Raw genomic sequence first — 16,909 nt, 5'->3', positions numbered from 1 at the left:
TCCTTAATCATCAAAATCAAGTTCAGGCACGCGACTTACGGCTCCTACCGGACAAACGTTGCTGCAAATACCGCAGCCTTTACAATACTTTAAGTTAAAATCGATTCCGCTGTCCTTAGAGTAATTAACACAGGCATCAGGACAAAAAATATAGCAGGTTTTACACTCGGTGCATTGCTCTTTATCAACGACTGGACGGAGATACCGCCAGTTCCCGGTAATCATACCCTCGTTTTCTTTCTGAGGGGAAGGAACAATAGCCGCAAATGGCACTTGTTTATAAACTTTTGCCATGGTTACACCTCCTCAAAATTTACCTTTACCAGCATCAAAACCACCTATTTCCATTCAAGCTCCAGTTTGCTCGGATTTACAGGGCAGCCGGCTTCACCGTTACAAAAAGGCAATATAACAACTCTTTCCCAGCCTTGTTCAACAGCCGTTTTATTTTCGGCAATTTTGAGCAGGGACTCCAATTTAACAATACCGCTGGCCTTGGCAGCAGCAGCGGCCATGGCGGCACCAACGCCTGCACCAATCTTAGTATCGTCAATACACCCCTCAGTGCCGTCGAAGGTATGGAAAACACCGGCTCCCAAAGCATCAGCGTCGATAGCGGCAAGCGCTTTTACCTTGCCCAGGTTTTCTCTAGGTGACAGATATTTGACCAGCTTGTTAACATCCCGCTTGGTATTGATTACAACAACAGTCCCATCCTTGCAGCCCTTCAAAATGTCATTGCCCTTGATAAGTGTTTCTTCAGCCAGCACAACAACATCCGGATGATAGTTCTCATATTCGTAATAGGTCTCAATTGGCTCAGGGCTAATCCGGGCGTAACTCTTAACCGGAACACCGATCCGGTCAGGCAAATCTACATAGTTGTCGAAAAATTGATTATACTTGCCTTCGAGGCTACCGGCTTTGGCGAGCAGGGTAGCCGTATCACGGGCTTCTTTGGCTAGGGTTACGCCCCTAGTCCATACAGTAACTTCCTGCATCTTGGCGTCAACAGCAACCGCCAGTGTCATTTTCTCTCCCCCTTTAATTCTTTGGATTTGACTTAAGGTGACCGGTGAGAACCGAAATTACCGTTCTTTGGCCATCACCCCCGTTTGGCAACCGCCATCTGTTTTTTGAGATACTTGACGCAGTCCGTAGCTAAAGTCATCCATCAATACCTTAAAACCCTCAGACATAGCAGCTACATTCCGCGGTTGACTAACATAACGTTTCATAGCGGACAAAGAAGCATGCTTGCAAATTGCTTCAATATCCGATCCGGCCATGCCAGCGGTCGGGTTTACCAAGAACCGGAGATTAACATCGACTGCCAGCGGCATAGTCGCGGTATGAATCCTGAAGATCTCCAGGCGTTCCTCTGGCCCGGGGAGCGGTAATTCAACAATGTAATCAAATCTCCCCGGACGCATAAGCGCCGGATCAACCATATCAGGCCTGTTAGTTGCGGCAACAACAATCACATTGGCACTCGCCATAAGGCTGTCTAATTCCAAAAGCAACTGGCTCACCAGCCGGTCTGTTCCGCTTCTGTCGGTAACTGCGCGGACAGGCGCCAAAGCATCAATTTCATCAAAGAACAAGATACAAGGTGCAATCTGTTTGGCGCGTTTGAAGATTAAGCGCAATCCTTTTTCCGCTTCACCGAACCAGCGGGAATTAAGCGTTGCGGCATCGACGGCGATAAAATGAGCTTCACTGGAACCGGCCAAAGCCTTTACCACAAGCGTTTTGCCTGTTCCTGGCCGCCCTGTCAGTAAAAATCCCTTGGGCATGTTGTGTTGAATTTCTTTAACAAGATCATAGTGCTGCAGGGGTATTTCAATCATTGCCTGGAGATTTTTCTTAATATCCTCGAGGCCCCCAACCTGCTCCCACTTGACTGTAGGGCGTTCAGAGAAAAACTCCCTGGTTGCCGTAGGTTCCACTTCCCGGAATGCGACATGAAAGTCTTCCATAGTTATTGTCAGTTTATTTAAAGCTTCTTCCGTAATGCCTGCAGCAAAATCAATCTGCGGCAGGAGCCGTCTAACGGCGTTCATTCCGGCCTCTTTGCAGAGAATGGCGATATCAGCGCCAACAAAGCCATGCGTCATTTGCGCAAGTTTATCTAGATTAACGGAAGCATCCACTTTCATCGAACGGGTGTGTATTTTTAATATTCTCAATCTTCCGAATCTATCAGGTGGATTAATTGATAATTCCCTGTCGAACCGTCCCGGGCGTCTAAGCGCCGGATCAACCATATCCGGTACATTGGTGGCGCCGATAACAATAACCTGTCCCCGGTTCTTTAAACCATCCATCAAAGCCAGCAACTGAGCCACGACCCGTTTTTCGACATCACCAATTACATCAGTTCGTTTAGGCGCAATGGCATCAATCTCATCAATAAATATGATACCCGGAGCGCGTCGTTGGGCAGTTTCAAATATTTCTCTTAAGCGGGCTTCGCTTTCACCATAAAACTTATTAATGATTTCAGGTCCGTTTACATGCAGGAATGCCGCGTTAGTTTCACTGGCTACCGCTCTGGCCATCAGGGTTTTTCCCGTACCAGGCGGACCGTACAGCAGCACTCCCTTAGGGGCTTCCACACCTAACTGCCGGAAGATCTCAGGAAATTTCAAGGGCAGTTCTACCATTTCCCTTACCCGTTGCAACTCCTTGTCAAGGCCACCGACATCTTCATAAGAAGCGCGAAAACTTCTGTCTTCCGAGGCATCCGCTTTTGTGACTTTGATTTTGGTAGCCGTATTCACTATAACCGGTCCTTGCGGCGCAGTGCCGATAACCGTGAAATACTGACTTCTTGCCCCGGCAAGGCTAACCTTAACCCGGTCACCGGTAATCATCGGCAATCCGTTTAAGACCCGCTCCAGATGTTTGATATCCTGGGCATCGCTAAAATCTATCGTCACATCCAGCGGGCTCAAAACCACCGTTTGAGCCTGCTGACGTATAACCTTCCGCACGGTTACTCTCTCGTCGATACCTACGCCGGCATTTTCTCTAACGATGGATTCCAGTTGGGCCAAATTTTGATTCTTGAATTGGCTGTAACAGGGAACCGCTTTAGCTACTGTCGTTTTGCGGCCCTGAATTTCCACAATGTCGCCTATGATAATCTCCAGTTGCTCCATATCCGCATTATCAAGCCGGACATAGCCTTGACCAACATCTTCAGGCATAGCATCAGCAACTCTAAAGGACAGTACCTTTTCCACTTTTGGTTATCCCCCTTTAGAAGGCGGTCTGTTTTGGATGTGCTTTACAATTCTCATTATAAGGTACACGCCCCAACTTGACTATTATATGGTAAATAAGGATACTTTTGTAAATATAATTCATACAAACCGCTCTAATTGTGCATAAAGAAAACACGGCTTGCACCGAGTCTTTGACGAAAGTACAAGCCGATGTTGCCCGTATCCAGGCCTAAGTTATACTTTCTATCAGGATAAAGAAAACACGGCTTGCACCGAGTCTTTGACGAAAGTGCAAGCCGATGTTGCCCGTATCCAGGCCTAAGGTTAGACTTGCGAACAGGACAAAAAAGAGACAGCAAACTCTCGCTGCCGAGTTGTTTACTATCTCCTTAATCACTACATAGAAAATGAATCATTCTTAATGTATTTGTGTAACGGCCTCCCCACCGGACCATAGGAAAGAATACCTTTGAGCCAGCCGTTATCAAATAAATAGTTTAAATAGCGCCTTACGGTGACTCTGGATATGCCAACCAGTTTGGAAATTTCGCCGGCGGTGAAATATCCGGACTGATCATTAATTGTATAGAGAACAGATTCCAGAGTCACCTTGTCCAGTCCCTTGGGAATATGGTCCTTCAAATCATCCAGACAACTGGCGACAGTTTCTCCCGAAACTGCGCCCTTTAGACAGTCAATGTCCCGCTGACAGAGCTGCTGAGCGTTGCTTAGCCTATCATAGTATTGCTGATAATTCTTTAACGCTTTTTTAAAACGCTGGAAAGTAAACGGTTTAATGATATAGTCAACCACCCCGCATTGCATGCCTTGTTGGATTGTATCCGCACGGTGGGCGGCAGTAACCAGAATAACATCAATGTTAATGCCCTCAGCTCTTATTCGCCTCAATAAATCAATACCGCTTTCACCCGGCATATATACATCCAGTATAACTAACTGCGGCCGGCTTTTCTTGATGATTTCATACCCATCGGCGGCATTTGCCGCTTGCCCGATCAGTTTGTACCCTTTGATCTGGTTAATGTACTGCCGGTGAAGTTCCAGAACCATAGGGTCATCTTCCACAATAGTAATAGTGATTCCCATAATCCGGTTCCCTCCCTATCTTGCTCTAGGTTTACCGTATTGGTATCTCTTACCGTATTGGTATTTTTACCTGAAATGTACTGCCTTCATTTTCGCGCGAATGTACGGTAATCGTACCTCCGCAAATCTTCACCTCCTGCCTGACTAAAGCTAATCCGCCCCCCCTATTCCCTTGTTTTGTTGAAAAACCGCGCTGATAAATCTTTCTCTGAACAGACGCGGGTATCCCTTTTCCCTGATCACTGACCGTAATATTAAGATACTTCCTGCCTTCAAACACATAGACACTTATAGCCCGCCGTTCGGCCGGCAGGCTCTCAACCGCTTCCATGGCATTGCTGATTAAATTGCCCAGGACGGTTACCATAGATAAGCTACTGAAGCCAGGCGGCAACGCCATCAGTTTACTCCGGGAATGCAGTTTCAGCGAAATTCCCTGTTCGCTTGACTGGCTTATTTTCCCAATCAGCAGACCTGCTGTGGCTTGATCCTTTATTCGCCTGACGATAGAACTGACCATATCCTGCTGACTTTTATACATTAAAGTAATAAGCTCAACTACTTTATCATATTGTTTCATCTGAATCAGCCCGGATATGGCATGAAGTTTATTGGCGAATTCATGCGACTGAGCCCGCATCGACTCCAGGAGGCTTTTCAGGCCAACCAGTTCCTCGGCAAGCAATTTTACATCCTGTTTATCCCGAAAGGTGGCAATGGCCCCGATAACAGTCCCGTTTACAATTAGCGGTACCCTGTTGGTGATGATGGCTTTATTTCCTACTTCCTGCTCCTGATCGTATTCGGCCTGCATCGTCTTAATAACTAACGGCAGACGTGAATTGGGAAGCACCTCCCAGATATGTTTGCCAATAATATTATCCTGGCGGCCTAATAAGCGTTGACCTTCGCTATTTATCATATCGATAAAGCCATCGGCATTGATGGCAACGACACCTTCGCGCATACAATGCATGATTGCCCGTTTTTGCTCCAGGATAACGGTTACCTGATGAATACGCTGCTGAAGCTTAAAATCGGCATCGCCGTATAATTGCGCATTATGAACAGCGATAGCAGCATGATTGGCAAATGTCTTAAGGAGTTTGTGATCAACCTGGGCTTTTTCCCTGCTGGAACGAAAACCAATGATCAGAACTCCCATATCCACTTCATGCAAATACAACTTTATTACTGTTACATTAGCCAGACCTTCCCGCTCAAAGACAGTCTTAACCTGGCCGGATTGGAGCGTATCATGCCTGATCTCCATAATACTTGTGGTATAGACTATCATCCCGGAAATAATGGCTGCAGAATGGTTGTCCTGCCAACCGGCCATAATAGGCGCATGCCGGTCACCATTCTCATTAATCAATAAAATGCTGCCACAATCAGCGCCAAATAAACGCAGCGCACTAACCACAATAAAATCCAATACCTCCTGTAAGTCAAGCGAAGACGTAAGGCAGGCGGCAATCTCATTAATAGCCTGTAATTGCTCAAATTGCTTATAAACCGTTTCCTCATATAAAGAAAAAAAATAATCGGAAACAAAAACCCGTGTTCTATCCAGCAAGGAGTCAATCTCTCGCCGGTAACGGTTAAGGCTGGTCCAATCATCTTTTAGGAATAAAGACATGACATCTTTCACAGACTTTTCATATACATCAAAAAGCAACATGATATCAGATAGTTTAATCCCCTGCTCGAGCCTAAGCTTGCAGACCCGGCTAAGATAAACATTCAAGGGTGTAAACGTGTCATATGCGATGGACTGAATGAGCGCTTTTGTCAGTTGGATAATTTCCTGCTTTAGTTCTTCCCGGGGCATGCTGGCGTAAGAAACCGGCTCGCCTGCAGTGTCTAGTTCAAAGACAGTACCTGCATTGACTTCATCCTGGATAGATTCCAGAATAGTTGACAACCGACTCATAGAACCACCTTACTCCACATTTTTTTGTTACTTTATTTGCTTTTGTTATTGTTTCGTTGACTAAATACAGTACTAATGTTTATTATATAACTAAATTACATCTTTTTCCATTACTTTTTTCAGACTTTACAGATAAATCATGGGGAGGTCAGCCAAGTGACGCCACTGGATAAAAACCGGCCCTCCGGCGCCCAAATTGATGAAATTTCACCTGACAGCGAACAAACTGACGTATATCCCATTTTATCTTGCAATCTAAAATATAAAATTTTACAGAAACTAAAAATTATTATAAAAGATTATATTGAATACTCAAAAAATGTGGAGTTATAAAAAACTGCAGCTGTATCTATAAAAAATAACTATACTATTATTTTTTGGCAATTCCACTTGTGTTTTTTGTAAATCGGTGGTAAATTACGAATTACAGTTGTATTTTTTAAATGCACTATTGGTGGTTTTAGGAGGTAAAGTCAATGAAGAAAATTAAAACGGTGCTGGTTGCCAACCGGGGAGAAATTGCCATCCGAGTCATCCGGGCCTGTAATGAGTTAGGCATACGCACAATTGCAGTCTATTCTAAAGAGGATATCTTTTCACTGCACCGCTACAAAGCCGATGAAGCTTATTTAGTAGGCGAGGGCAAGAGTCCGGTCGACGCCTATCTTGATATTGAAGGAATCCTGCGTATAGCCAAGAATCGCGGCGTAGATGCTATTCATCCTGGCTATGGCTTTTTATCTGAAAACATTAACCTTGCTAAGCGCTGCCATGAGGAAGGTATTATTTTCATTGGTCCTACTATTGAACAGCTGGCTATGTTTGGCGATAAAATTAATGCCCGCGCACAAGCCGTGGCTGCAGGCCTGCCGGTTATTCCGGGAAGCAACGGTCCTGTACACAGTCTTGAGGAAGTCAAGGCTTTCGCTGAACATTTTGGCTATCCGTTCATTATTAAAGCCATCTTAGGCGGCGGCGGCCGCGGTATGCGAATTGTCCGCACAGCGGCTTCCATCGAGGAATCTTATTTACGGGCTAAATCAGAAGCCAAGGCATCTTTTGGCGACGATCAGATATATGTCGAGCGCCTGCTGGAATACCCGAAACATATTGAGGTACAGATTTTAGGCGACCAGCAAGGCAACGTCATTCATTTGTACGAAAGAGACTGCTCAGTGCAGCGCCGCCACCAGAAGGTAATTGAAATAGCGCCCAGTATCTCGCTTTCAGACGAACTGCGTCATGAAATCTGTAATGCGGCCGTCCGCCTGATGAAGGCTGTTGGCTACATCAGCGCCGGTACGGTTGAGTTTTTGGTAACACCTGATCAGCAGTTTTATTTCATTGAGGTTAATCCCCGGATTCAGGTAGAACATACTATCACCGAGATGATCACCGGTGTTGACATTGTTCAGGCCCAGTTATTTATCGCCGACGGCACCAGCCTGAGTGATGAACGGATTGGCGTCCCCGATCAAAGCAGTGTCAAATGCAACGGTCATGCCATCCAGTGCCGGGTAACCACCGAAGACCCTGCCAACCAATTTATGCCTGATACCGGCAAAATTACGGCTTACCGCAGTGGCGGCGGCTTTGGCGTCCGGCTGGACGCCGGCAACGCGTATGCCGGTTCAGTGATCACCCCTTATTACGATTCACTGTTAGTAAAAGTTTCTACCTGGGGCCTGACTCATAAAAGCGCTATTGCTAAAATGAAGCGCTGCCTGGGTGAATTCCGCATTCGCGGTATAAAATCCAACATTCCGTTCCTCTATAACGTAGTCAACCATGATGATTTCCTAAGCGGACATTATTATACTACCTTTATTGATACCTCCCCGGAATTGTTCGTATTCTCCCAGGCTCAGGACAGAGGCAGTAAACTGCTGCAATATCTGGCCGAAACGACAGTTAACGGGTTTGAAGGTCTGGCCAAACGCGCCAAGCCATCTTATCCGCCGGCCAGACTTCCCCAAACGCCCAAAGGCTCTTTAGCTGACGGCACCAAACAAATACTTGATCAGCGCGGCCCTGACGGCCTCGTAGCCTGGATTAAAGAACAAAAAGAAGTTTTAATTACTGATACCACCCTCAGGGACGCCCATCAGTCCCTGCTTGCCACCCGGGTTCGCACTCACGACATGCTGAATATCATCACCCCGACCGCCCACATGCTGCCTAACCTGTTTTCGTTCGAAATGTGGGGCGGCGCCACCTTTGACGTTGCCTACCGGTTTTTGAAGGAAGATCCCTGGAAACGGCTGGAGGCTCTTCGCAAACAGGCACCTAACGTTTTATTTCAGATGCTGCTGCGCGGCTCGAATGCCGTTGGCTATACCAGTTACCCGGATAATGTCATACGCGCGTTTGTGGCTCAGGCCGCCGAATCGGGTATTGATGTCTTCCGCATATTTGACAGCTTGAACTGGCTGGATGGCATGAGGGTTGCTATCGATGCAGTACGGCAGTCAGGCAAGGTTGCCGAAGTCGCAGTATGTTATGCCGGGGATATTCTGAACCCTGCCCGTCCTAAATATGACTTGAACTATTACGTAAAATTGGCTAAAGAGATTGAACAGGCCGGCGCACATATTCTGTGTATTAAAGACATGGCCGGTTTGCTCAAACCGGAAGCTGCCTATCGCCTGATTTCGGCCCTCAAAGAGGCTGTAGAACTTCCTGTTCACCTGCATATGCATGACACCAGCGGCAACGGTATCTATTCGTATGCCCGGGCAATTGACGCCGGCGTCGATATTGTTGATACTGCCGTCTCCGCCATGTCCGGCATGTCTTCGCAGCCGAGCGGCAATACTCTGTACTATGCATTAGAGGCTCATTCGCGCCAGCCTAAATTAGATATCCACGCTTTAAATCAATTATCCCATTACTGGGAAGATGTCCGCGCCTATTATAAAGATTTCGAAAGCAGCCTCTTCTTCCCTAATCCTGAGGTATATCAGCACGAAATGCCTGGCGGACAATACAGTAATTTGCGGCAGCAGGCAAAATCACTGGGGCTGGAAAGCCAATGGGATAAAGTCAAAGAAGTTTACCGGCATGTAAATGATATGTTCGGCGATATCATAAAAGTAACGCCATCATCTAAAATAGTCGGCGACATGGCCTTATATATGGTTGAAAACAATTTGACGGAAGATGATATCTACGAGACTGGTGATACGCTGGCCTTCCCCAACTCCGTCGTAGAATTCTTTTCCGGCCAGATTGGTCAGCCCTACCAGGGTTTTCCGAAAGAGTTGCAGCGCATTATCCTAAAGGGCAAAAAACCGTTAACCGCAAGACCCGGTGAAGCCCTTGAAGCTGCTAACTTTAATGAAATTCGCGATGGCTTGTCGGGAATTTTGCAGCGGCCTGTAACCACCTGCGATGTATTGGCCCATTCGTTATATCCCAAAGTGTTTGCAGATTGGGCGGATTTTGTCAATACTTATGGTGATGTGTCTATTCTGGATACACTTACTCTGTTCCATGGTCTAAACTTAAGAGAAGAAATCAGGGTAGATATTGAAGAAGGCAAAACACTGGTTATCAAACTGGTTTCTATTGAAGATCCGCTTCCAGATGGCACCCGGATTGTTAATTTTGAGCTGAACGGCTTGCCGCGCGAAGTCATAATAAAGGATAAGAGCATAAAAACAGTTGTACTTTCCCGAATAAAAGCCGACAAAGAGAATCCCAATCAGATTGGCGCTTCGATGACGGGGAAAGTTGTAAAAGTCATGGTAGAAAAAGGCGATCATGTCAAAAAGGGCGATCACTTACTGGTCACAGAAGCTATGAAAATGGAGACTACAATTCAGGCTCCTTTTGACGGAATCATAAAAGAACTCTTTGTAAAACCGCAAGATCCCGTGGAAACAGGAGATTTATTAATTGAACTCTTGAAATCAACCAAAGCATAGCTTATAATAGGTGCAATATAAAATTTATTAAAGTTTTATTAGTTATAGCTAGGGGTGCCAAATGGCTGAGAGGATTTTATCCAACCCTCGAACCTGATGTGGTTAGTACCACCGTAGGAAAGCATTCATATGTTCATTAAGGAAGCTTGCCTGCCCCACCTCTTTCTATAGCTAAAAATATTAAGAGGAGGGGTATTTTTATGTACACTACACAGATGGATGCCGCGAGAAAAGGAATCATTACAGAACAGATGCGTAAAGTAGCGCTGGAAGAGCAGCTGGAGCCTGAGCTCTTGCGCCAGTCAGTAGCAAGCGGTAAGGTCGTAATTCCGGCCAATCGTCACCACACCCGGCTGAGTCCCAAGGGTGTCGGCGAGAAACTCCGCACTAAGATTAACGTCAATTTAGGTGTTTCCAAAGATTGCTATGACCCTGAGCTTGAATTGGCGAAAGCTAAGAAGGCAATCGAATTAAAGGCAGAAGCAATTATGGATTTGAGCTGCTATGGCAAAACCCGTGATTTCCGCCGGAAATTAATTGAGATTTCCCCGGTAATGATCGGTACTGTTCCCATGTATGATGCTGTCGGCATGCTCGACAAAGATCTAAAGGATATCACGGTTGACGAGTTCTTCTCTGTGGTGGAAAGACATGCCGAAGACGGGGTCGACTTCATGACCATCCACTGTGCCATAAACCAGAAAACAGCTGAACGTGTGAAAAAAAATAAGCGCCTCACCAATATTGTTTCCCGTGGCGGCTCGTTGCTTTTTGCCTGGATGGAACTTAATCATCGGGAAAATCCCTTTTATGAATACTATGACCGCCTGCTCGACATCTGTGAAAAATATGATGTTACCATCAGTCTGGGAGATGCCTGTCGTCCGGGCTCAATCAATGATGCCACCGATCCGGCGCAAATTGAAGAACTTATAACTATGGGTGAATTAACCAAACGTGCCTGGGCAAGAAACGTGCAAGTTATGATCGAGGGGCCCGGACATGTACCGCTTAATGAAATTGCCGCCAACATGCAGTTGGAGAAGAGCTTATGCCATGGCGCCCCTTTCTATGTATTGGGCCCGCTGGTAACTGATATTGCCCCTGGCTACGACCACATTACGAGTGCTATCGGCGGAGCCATCGCGGCTGCCAACGGGGCCGATTTCCTCTGTTATGTAACACCGGCCGAACATCTCCGCCTCCCTAACCTGGATGACATGAAGGAAGGTATTATTGCGGCCCGGATTGCCGCCCACGCAGCCGATATTGCCAAAGGTATTCCCGGCGCCAGGGAATGGGATAATCAAATGAGTGCTGCCCGGGCTGAAGTAGACTTCCCTAAAATGATTGAATTAGCTATTGACCCGGAAAAGGCCAGGCAATACCGTAAGGAATCTGCGCCAGAATGCGAAGACACTTGCACCATGTGCGGCAAAATGTGTCCTATGAAGAACATGAAGAAGATTCTGGACGGAGAAGATTTGAGCATTCTGTAAGGGATGGAATGTCATGAAGAATGTTTCGGAAATAAAGCAATTACAGGAGTTAATTGAATTTTACCGTTCGAAACTATTGCTGGCATACCGTTGTCGATCCGACAATACACATCATCAATTTTTCAGAAGCATGACGCAAGCCCTTGTTTATTGCCAGCAGTACTTTGCTCTTCAACGCCGGTTACTCCCCCCTGCCGCTACCGGCGAATCCGAATTTCGCTGGTTTATAACTTTTGTATTTTTTCGGACCGCTTTTGCGTGTAATGAACAGATCTTATATCAATTGCTCAGCCAGAAAGCACCGGACAATATGCTTAAGATACATGACTGGACGCTAGGTAAAGCTTACCGGGTACTCTCCGGACATATAGTTACAACAGCAACACATTACCGGGCTTTTGACTTATTGGATGCGATGAATACCCTGCTTAACCGCCAGCAATACAGTCTGTATGAAACTGGCCGTGAATCTCTAACAACTTATCACGACCGGCCTTTCATCAGTACATACGGTCAAAAAGCTGACTTAATTAATCCCACACTTCTTTTTGCAATCCTTAAAGACATTGGTGAGCTGTTCGCCGGCCAAATCGCCGATACAGCCACACCGGCAGCCTGTTCAGCGGCGCCGGGACCTAAATCTTCCCACCGGTAGGAAATAGCAAACACTCCTCTCCAGGTATTTTATGGACACGAATACCTGCGAGGAGTGTTTTTTTGATTGTTTTTAGACCTTAAACCGGCCGGTACTCTTACGTAATCCCTCCGCCAGCCTGGCAAGCGCCTGACTGGATGATGCAATTTCCTCCATAGCAGCCGACTGTTCCTCTGTCGCCGCCGATACGGTCTGGGTCTGGCCAAGAATATCTTTACCGGTTTCACTGACATGCCGGATGGCTGTAACAATCTGGCTGCTATGAAGGGATATATCCTGAATCCCCCCGGAAATACCCTTCGTTTGTTTTGATACCAGGTCGATGAAACTGACAATGTCCTGAAATATCTTGCCTGAGCCATGCACTTGCTGCGAGCCTAGTTCTACTTCCCTGGACCCCTTGTGCATAGCAACTACGGCCCGCTCCGTCTCCTGCCGTATTTCGTTAATAAGTCCGGAGATTTGTTGCGTGGCGGCCTGAGACTGCTCTGCAAGCTTACGAACCTCATCCGCGACTACGGCAAATCCCCGTCCCTGCTCACCAGCACGAGCCGCTTCAATTGCTGCGTTGAGCGCTAACAAATTCGTTTGGCTGGCAATATTGGTTATCACACTCACGATTTGACCAATTTCCTCAGAACGCGTGCCAAGCCCAGTGACTACCTGTGACGATTCCTTTACCGTTTGTTCAATACAATCCATCTGGGCAACTACGGCTCCAATCTCCTTACAGCCAGTCTGCGCTGCTGCGGTAGTCCGGTCAGCATCAGTGGCGACGGCAGCGGCATTTGCAGCAATTTGTTGAATAGCCGAAGATATCTTTTCTACCGCTTTAAGAGAACCGGTCAGTGCTGAAAGCTGCTCTTGAGAAGCCTGGGAAATATCAGAAACCGAAGTGGCTACCTGGTTGGCAGCCTGGGCAGACTGTCCGGCGCTTGCCGTTAACTGCTTGGATGCAGTGCTTACGTGTTCTGCTGATTCGATGACCTCTCTGATTATATGACACAACTTCTCCGTCATACTGTTAAACTCCGACCCCATCCGGCCAAATTCATCTTTTGCAGAAACCGGTACGAGCTGTGTAAGGTTCCCGTCGGCAACCTGGCGTACTCCGGCTGTGAGCATAGTCAACGGTTTAGCAATCATCTTTACTAACAGTCGGCCAAAAATACATGCCAGCAGAACTGCTGCTGCCGTCACACCCCAAACAGCACCTTCCACCTGCGTGGCCGCGTTAATTTCCTGCAAGTTTGATTGCAAGGCAAGATTTTTATTGTAATCGATCAATTCCCGTCGAAGTTGTGTTGACCCGTTAAAGATGGACGCGCTGCCGCTGTATAGGTCAAACGCTTCTTGTTGCCTGCCGGAAGTGGCGAGGGTAATGATATCCTGCCGTACTTTCCGGTACCCTGTCAGCTCTTTCTCCAAATTAGCCAGCTTGTCAGTCTGGTAAGCATCCAGACTACTTTTCGCATACTCCGCCTGCAACTGATTAATCCGGGTTGTATTATCCTGAATATTCTTAATAATTATTTGTTGCTTATCCCGGTCATCAGTTAAAATCAATTCCACTAATTTGGACTCCGAGTCTTTGCTGAGTAACCGAACTTCTCCGAGTAATTGAATGGGAATCAGTCTGTCCTGATACATTATTGTCATTTCCCGGCTCAATGCTCTTACGGAATACAAGCCTACCCATCCTACACCAATTAAACATAGTACCATAAATATGATTAGAGAATAGATTTTTGCGGCTGTCTTAAAATCGGACAGAATGCGCATACAAATCACCTCCTAAGCTACTATTTTGTAGACATTCGTTGCTTTCCATAACTTACCTGCCTGCTTTTTATGATTCTTATTTACAAAACTGTACCCGGGCAGGAAATACACTAAAGCACGCGAACACAGTGCATTATAACCCGGCTGGGCAACCCATATAGTAAGTATTAATAGGGGGAACACTCATGAAAATTGTTCTGGCCGGTGGTGCCGGCGATGTGGGAAAACATCTATGTGTCTATTTGCTAAAACATGGCCACCAGGTTACTCTCTTTGATAAAGAAGAAGCATCCTTTACAGCAATAGCTGGCACAAAGCCTGCAATTCTTAAAGCCGACCTTAGAGACATACCACGGCTAACAGATATAATTGCCGGCAATGATATTGTCGTCAATCTTGCCTGGAGCTTTAGCGACGACCCCCATGAATTGTTTAGCAGTGATATTTTAGGACATATTAATCTGTTACAAGCCGCTGCAGCGGCCCGCGCCAAACGGCTTATTTATGCCAGTACGGCAGGAGTATACGGCGTTCCTGCCGCCTCTGCCATTGAAGAAACTCACTGCTGTCATCCCGAACAAGCGCGTAAACCGCTTTATTCGGTTGCCAAACATTGTGCCGAACAGCTCAGTGCGGTTCTTGGCTGTACATATGGCATCCCAACAACAATTTTAAGATTCTGGTGGGCTTTTGGGGATTCGATCGCCGGCAAGCATTTACGCGAACTTATCAAGCTGGCAATCGCCAATCGGCCGATACGTACGGTGGCTGAAGCCGGCGGTATGTTTGTCACCATGGACGATATCGGACTTGCTGTTGAGTTAGCGGGAACCCGTCCACATGCCACCGGCACAGTTTATAATGTCGGCAGCCTATATTTATCCTGGCTGGAGATCATTCAGTTAATCATTGATTTAACCGGTTCTAAATCCCCGCTGCAGTTAACGCCTTCAGCCGAATGGACCGGTCCGGCTTTCTTAAACGAGACTTGGGAGCTTAGCTGGTCTAAGGCAAATAATGAACTTGGCTATCGGCCATTATTGGATAATACCAATACACAGCAGTTATTTCGCCAGGCCTTAGCCACCTGTGTTCAACAGGTCATGAATACTACGAGTTCCGGCAAATGAAAAAAACGCCCTCAATGGACGCTCATAAACGATTGCGCGTATTCAAACATTCAGCACCTATTCCCCGGATTGAATTATAACGCTCATTAAACAATATATTGCTCACGATTTGCTTCTTCTGTTTATCTCCTCTCGGGTGTGAATGTAGCAATACAGATATTTGCCATAATTTTATAGCCTTCAGTATTGGGATGCACGGCATCATCATAAAGCATTTGCGAGGATTTTATGAAGCCGGCATGAAAGTCTATAACTGTTATACTATTATCCATTGCATATTCCCGCATATCCTCACGATATACCCCAAGTATATATTCATCTTCCCGATAGATGCAGGGTATAGGCAAACCGATCAGTGGAACCACTCTATTATTTATCGCTTGTTCAGTCATCTGCCGGATATTGTTAATAACAATTGTCTCGTCCACTCTGGCGAAGGCATCATTTGTCCCCCCCATAATGATAACATGCGAAGGAGCCAGATTGATAACATCCTGCTTAAACCTACGCAGCATGCCAGTAGTTGTGTCACCGTTAATACCTTGATTAATAAAGGGAATACCTAATTCCCGACCGGTTATATGAACCCAGGATTGAGCAGGTGTGTAGGGAAATCCATACGTAATGGAATCGCCTATCGTAACTATTTTCATATATTTTATCACCCTTCGAATAAACATACTGTTTCGTCGGTACGCTTTGGCTATCAACTGTTGCCTAGCACTCTAGCTAATATTAGCGCTTTATCATGAGCGTAAGCAACAATCTTTAAAACTTCTCAACCTCAATTGTAATATAAAAAAGCTTACAGATCAAACTCTGTAAGCTTTTATACTGGTGCCGAGGACCGGAATCGAACCGGTACGGAAATTTCTTTCCGACGGATTTTAAGTCCGTTGCGTCTGCCAGTTCCGCCACCCCGGCATATTTAATTAAGTTGGAGGCGACACCCAGATTTGAACTGGGGAATAGAGGTTTTGCAGACCTCTGCCTTACCACTTGGCTATGTCGCCACATAAATGGAGCGGAAAACGAGATTCGAACTCGCGACCCTCGCCTTGGCAAGGCGATGCTCTACCGCTGAGCTACTTCCGCTTAAATGGTGCCTCAGGACAGAATCGAACTGTCGACACGAGGATTTTCAGTCCTCTGCTCTACCGACTGAGCTACCGAGGCGAATGGCGACCCCGAACGGATTTGAACCGTCGATCTCCGCCGTGACAGGGCGGCATGTTAGACCGCTACACCACGGGGCCGCATTATTCGATTTTCGACTTTAGACCTTCGATGTTCGATAATTATCGAGTGTCGAGCGTCTAGCATCCAGTATCGAAATTGGTGGGCGATGACAGGATCGAACTGCCGACATCCTGCTTGTAAGGCAGGCGCTCTCCCGGCTGAGCTAATCGCCCGTATTCGACGTTCGATTTTAGACATTCGATTCTCGATCGAATGTCGCACCTCGAACATCGCATGTCGAAATTGGTGACCCGTAAGGGAATCGAACCCTTGATACCGCCGTGAAAGGGCGGTGTCTTAACCGCTTGACCAACGGGCCAGAATGGTGACCCACCCGCGACTCGAACGCGGGACACCCTGATTAAAAGTCAGGTGCTCTACCGACTGAGCTAGTAGGTCGACGTA

Annotated in this window: 11 protein-coding genes, 8 tRNA genes and 1 riboswitch; of the genes, 4 read left to right on the top strand and 15 right to left on the bottom strand. The window is 46.6% G+C overall.

The genetic code is table 11. From position 1 onward, the window contains the following. Nucleotides 1–3: 3 nt before the first annotated feature. The 5 genes from SATMO3_RS10330 to SATMO3_RS10310 all read right to left on the bottom strand — a co-directional run bounded on the left by SATMO3_RS10330 (nucleotide 4) and on the right by SATMO3_RS10310 (nucleotide 6,273). Nucleotides 4–294, bottom strand: coding sequence for a 4Fe-4S dicluster-binding protein (locus SATMO3_RS10330; protein WP_371380621.1), 291 nt, complete (start codon nucleotides 292–294; stop codon nucleotides 4–6). A gap of 44 nt (nucleotides 295–338) precedes the next feature. Further along, on the bottom strand, nucleotides 339–1,031 hold the full coding sequence (locus SATMO3_RS10325) for an oxalate oxidoreductase subunit delta (RefSeq protein ID WP_371380619.1): 693 nt from the start codon (nucleotides 1,029–1,031) through the stop codon (nucleotides 339–341). Nucleotides 1,032–1,088: 57 nt separating this feature from the next. After that, nucleotides 1,089–3,248, bottom strand: a complete 2,160-nt coding sequence (locus SATMO3_RS10320; protein WP_371380617.1) for a CDC48 family AAA ATPase — start codon at nucleotides 3,246–3,248, stop codon at nucleotides 1,089–1,091. A gap of 378 nt (nucleotides 3,249–3,626) precedes the next feature. Then, a complete protein-coding gene (locus tag SATMO3_RS10315; protein ID WP_371380615.1) occupies nucleotides 3,627–4,337 on the bottom strand; it encodes a response regulator in 711 nt (236 codons plus the stop codon). Between the two features lie 49 nt (nucleotides 4,338–4,386). Next, nucleotides 4,387–6,273 carry an ATP-binding protein gene (locus tag SATMO3_RS10310; RefSeq protein ID WP_371380613.1) on the bottom strand — a complete coding sequence of 629 codons (1,887 nt, stop codon included), beginning with the start codon at nucleotides 6,271–6,273 and terminating at the stop codon, nucleotides 4,387–4,389. Nucleotides 6,274–6,749: 476 nt separating this feature from the next. Here SATMO3_RS10310 and pyc point away from each other — a divergent pair, with 476 nt between their 5' ends. The 3 genes from pyc to SATMO3_RS10295 all read left to right on the top strand — a co-directional run bounded on the left by pyc (nucleotide 6,750) and on the right by SATMO3_RS10295 (nucleotide 12,353). Next, complete coding sequence (gene pyc / locus SATMO3_RS10305; protein WP_371380611.1) at nucleotides 6,750–10,199, top strand: pyruvate carboxylase; 3,450 nt, start codon at nucleotides 6,750–6,752, stop codon at nucleotides 10,197–10,199. A 40-nt stretch (nucleotides 10,200–10,239) separates the two neighbouring features. Then, a riboswitch (TPP riboswitch) is annotated at nucleotides 10,240–10,336 on the top strand. Between the two features lie 63 nt (nucleotides 10,337–10,399). Beyond that, nucleotides 10,400–11,698: a phosphomethylpyrimidine synthase ThiC gene (gene thiC / locus SATMO3_RS10300; RefSeq protein ID WP_371380609.1), complete on the top strand. Its 1,299-nt coding sequence runs from the start codon at nucleotides 10,400–10,402 to the stop codon at nucleotides 11,696–11,698. Between the two features lie 13 nt (nucleotides 11,699–11,711). Beyond that, nucleotides 11,712–12,353: a hypothetical protein gene (locus SATMO3_RS10295; protein ID WP_371380607.1), complete on the top strand. Its 642-nt coding sequence runs from the start codon at nucleotides 11,712–11,714 to the stop codon at nucleotides 12,351–12,353. A 72-nt stretch (nucleotides 12,354–12,425) separates the two neighbouring features. Here SATMO3_RS10295 and SATMO3_RS10290 read toward each other — a convergent pair whose 3' ends face one another. Next, the gene (locus tag SATMO3_RS10290; protein ID WP_371380605.1) at nucleotides 12,426–14,135 is read right to left on the bottom strand and encodes a methyl-accepting chemotaxis protein; all 1,710 of its coding nucleotides are present in this window, start codon (nucleotides 14,133–14,135) and stop codon (nucleotides 12,426–12,428) included. Nucleotides 14,136–14,320: 185 nt separating this feature from the next. Between SATMO3_RS10290 and SATMO3_RS10285 the strand changes: the two genes are divergently transcribed. After that, nucleotides 14,321–15,265, top strand: a complete 945-nt coding sequence (locus SATMO3_RS10285) for an NAD-dependent epimerase/dehydratase family protein (protein WP_371380603.1) — start codon at nucleotides 14,321–14,323, stop codon at nucleotides 15,263–15,265. Between the two features lie 122 nt (nucleotides 15,266–15,387). On the opposite strand, the gene SATMO3_RS10280 is transcribed toward SATMO3_RS10285, so the two are convergent. The 9 genes from SATMO3_RS10280 to SATMO3_RS10240 all read right to left on the bottom strand — a co-directional run bounded on the left by SATMO3_RS10280 (nucleotide 15,388) and on the right by SATMO3_RS10240 (nucleotide 16,903). Then, the gene (locus SATMO3_RS10280) at nucleotides 15,388–15,918 is read right to left on the bottom strand and encodes a GDSL-type esterase/lipase family protein (RefSeq protein ID WP_371380601.1); all 531 of its coding nucleotides are present in this window, start codon (nucleotides 15,916–15,918) and stop codon (nucleotides 15,388–15,390) included. 182 nt (nucleotides 15,919–16,100) lie between these two features. Continuing rightward, nucleotides 16,101–16,189: transfer RNA gene (locus SATMO3_RS10275), tRNA-Leu, on the bottom strand. Between the two features lie 14 nt (nucleotides 16,190–16,203). Further along, a tRNA-Cys gene (locus tag SATMO3_RS10270) sits at nucleotides 16,204–16,278 on the bottom strand. A 7-nt stretch (nucleotides 16,279–16,285) separates the two neighbouring features. Beyond that, a tRNA-Gly gene (locus SATMO3_RS10265) sits at nucleotides 16,286–16,360 on the bottom strand. Between the two features lie 5 nt (nucleotides 16,361–16,365). Continuing rightward, nucleotides 16,366–16,441: transfer RNA gene (locus SATMO3_RS10260), tRNA-Phe, on the bottom strand. A gap of 3 nt (nucleotides 16,442–16,444) precedes the next feature. Beyond that, nucleotides 16,445–16,521: transfer RNA gene (locus SATMO3_RS10255), tRNA-Asp, on the bottom strand. An 80-nt stretch (nucleotides 16,522–16,601) separates the two neighbouring features. Continuing rightward, nucleotides 16,602–16,677: transfer RNA gene (locus SATMO3_RS10250), tRNA-Val, on the bottom strand. Nucleotides 16,678–16,748: 71 nt separating this feature from the next. After that, nucleotides 16,749–16,823: transfer RNA gene (locus SATMO3_RS10245), tRNA-Glu, on the bottom strand. A gap of 4 nt (nucleotides 16,824–16,827) precedes the next feature. Continuing rightward, nucleotides 16,828–16,903: transfer RNA gene (locus tag SATMO3_RS10240), tRNA-Lys, on the bottom strand. Nucleotides 16,904–16,909: the final 6 nt, after the last annotated feature.

Origin of the sequence: Sporomusa aerivorans (genome assembly GCF_041428895.1) — a bacterium.
GTDB lineage: Bacteria > Bacillota > Negativicutes > Sporomusales > Sporomusaceae > Sporomusa > Sporomusa aerivorans.
The sequence above is the reverse complement of the archived record's forward strand: the minus strand, read 5'-3'. Positions and strand labels throughout refer to the sequence as shown.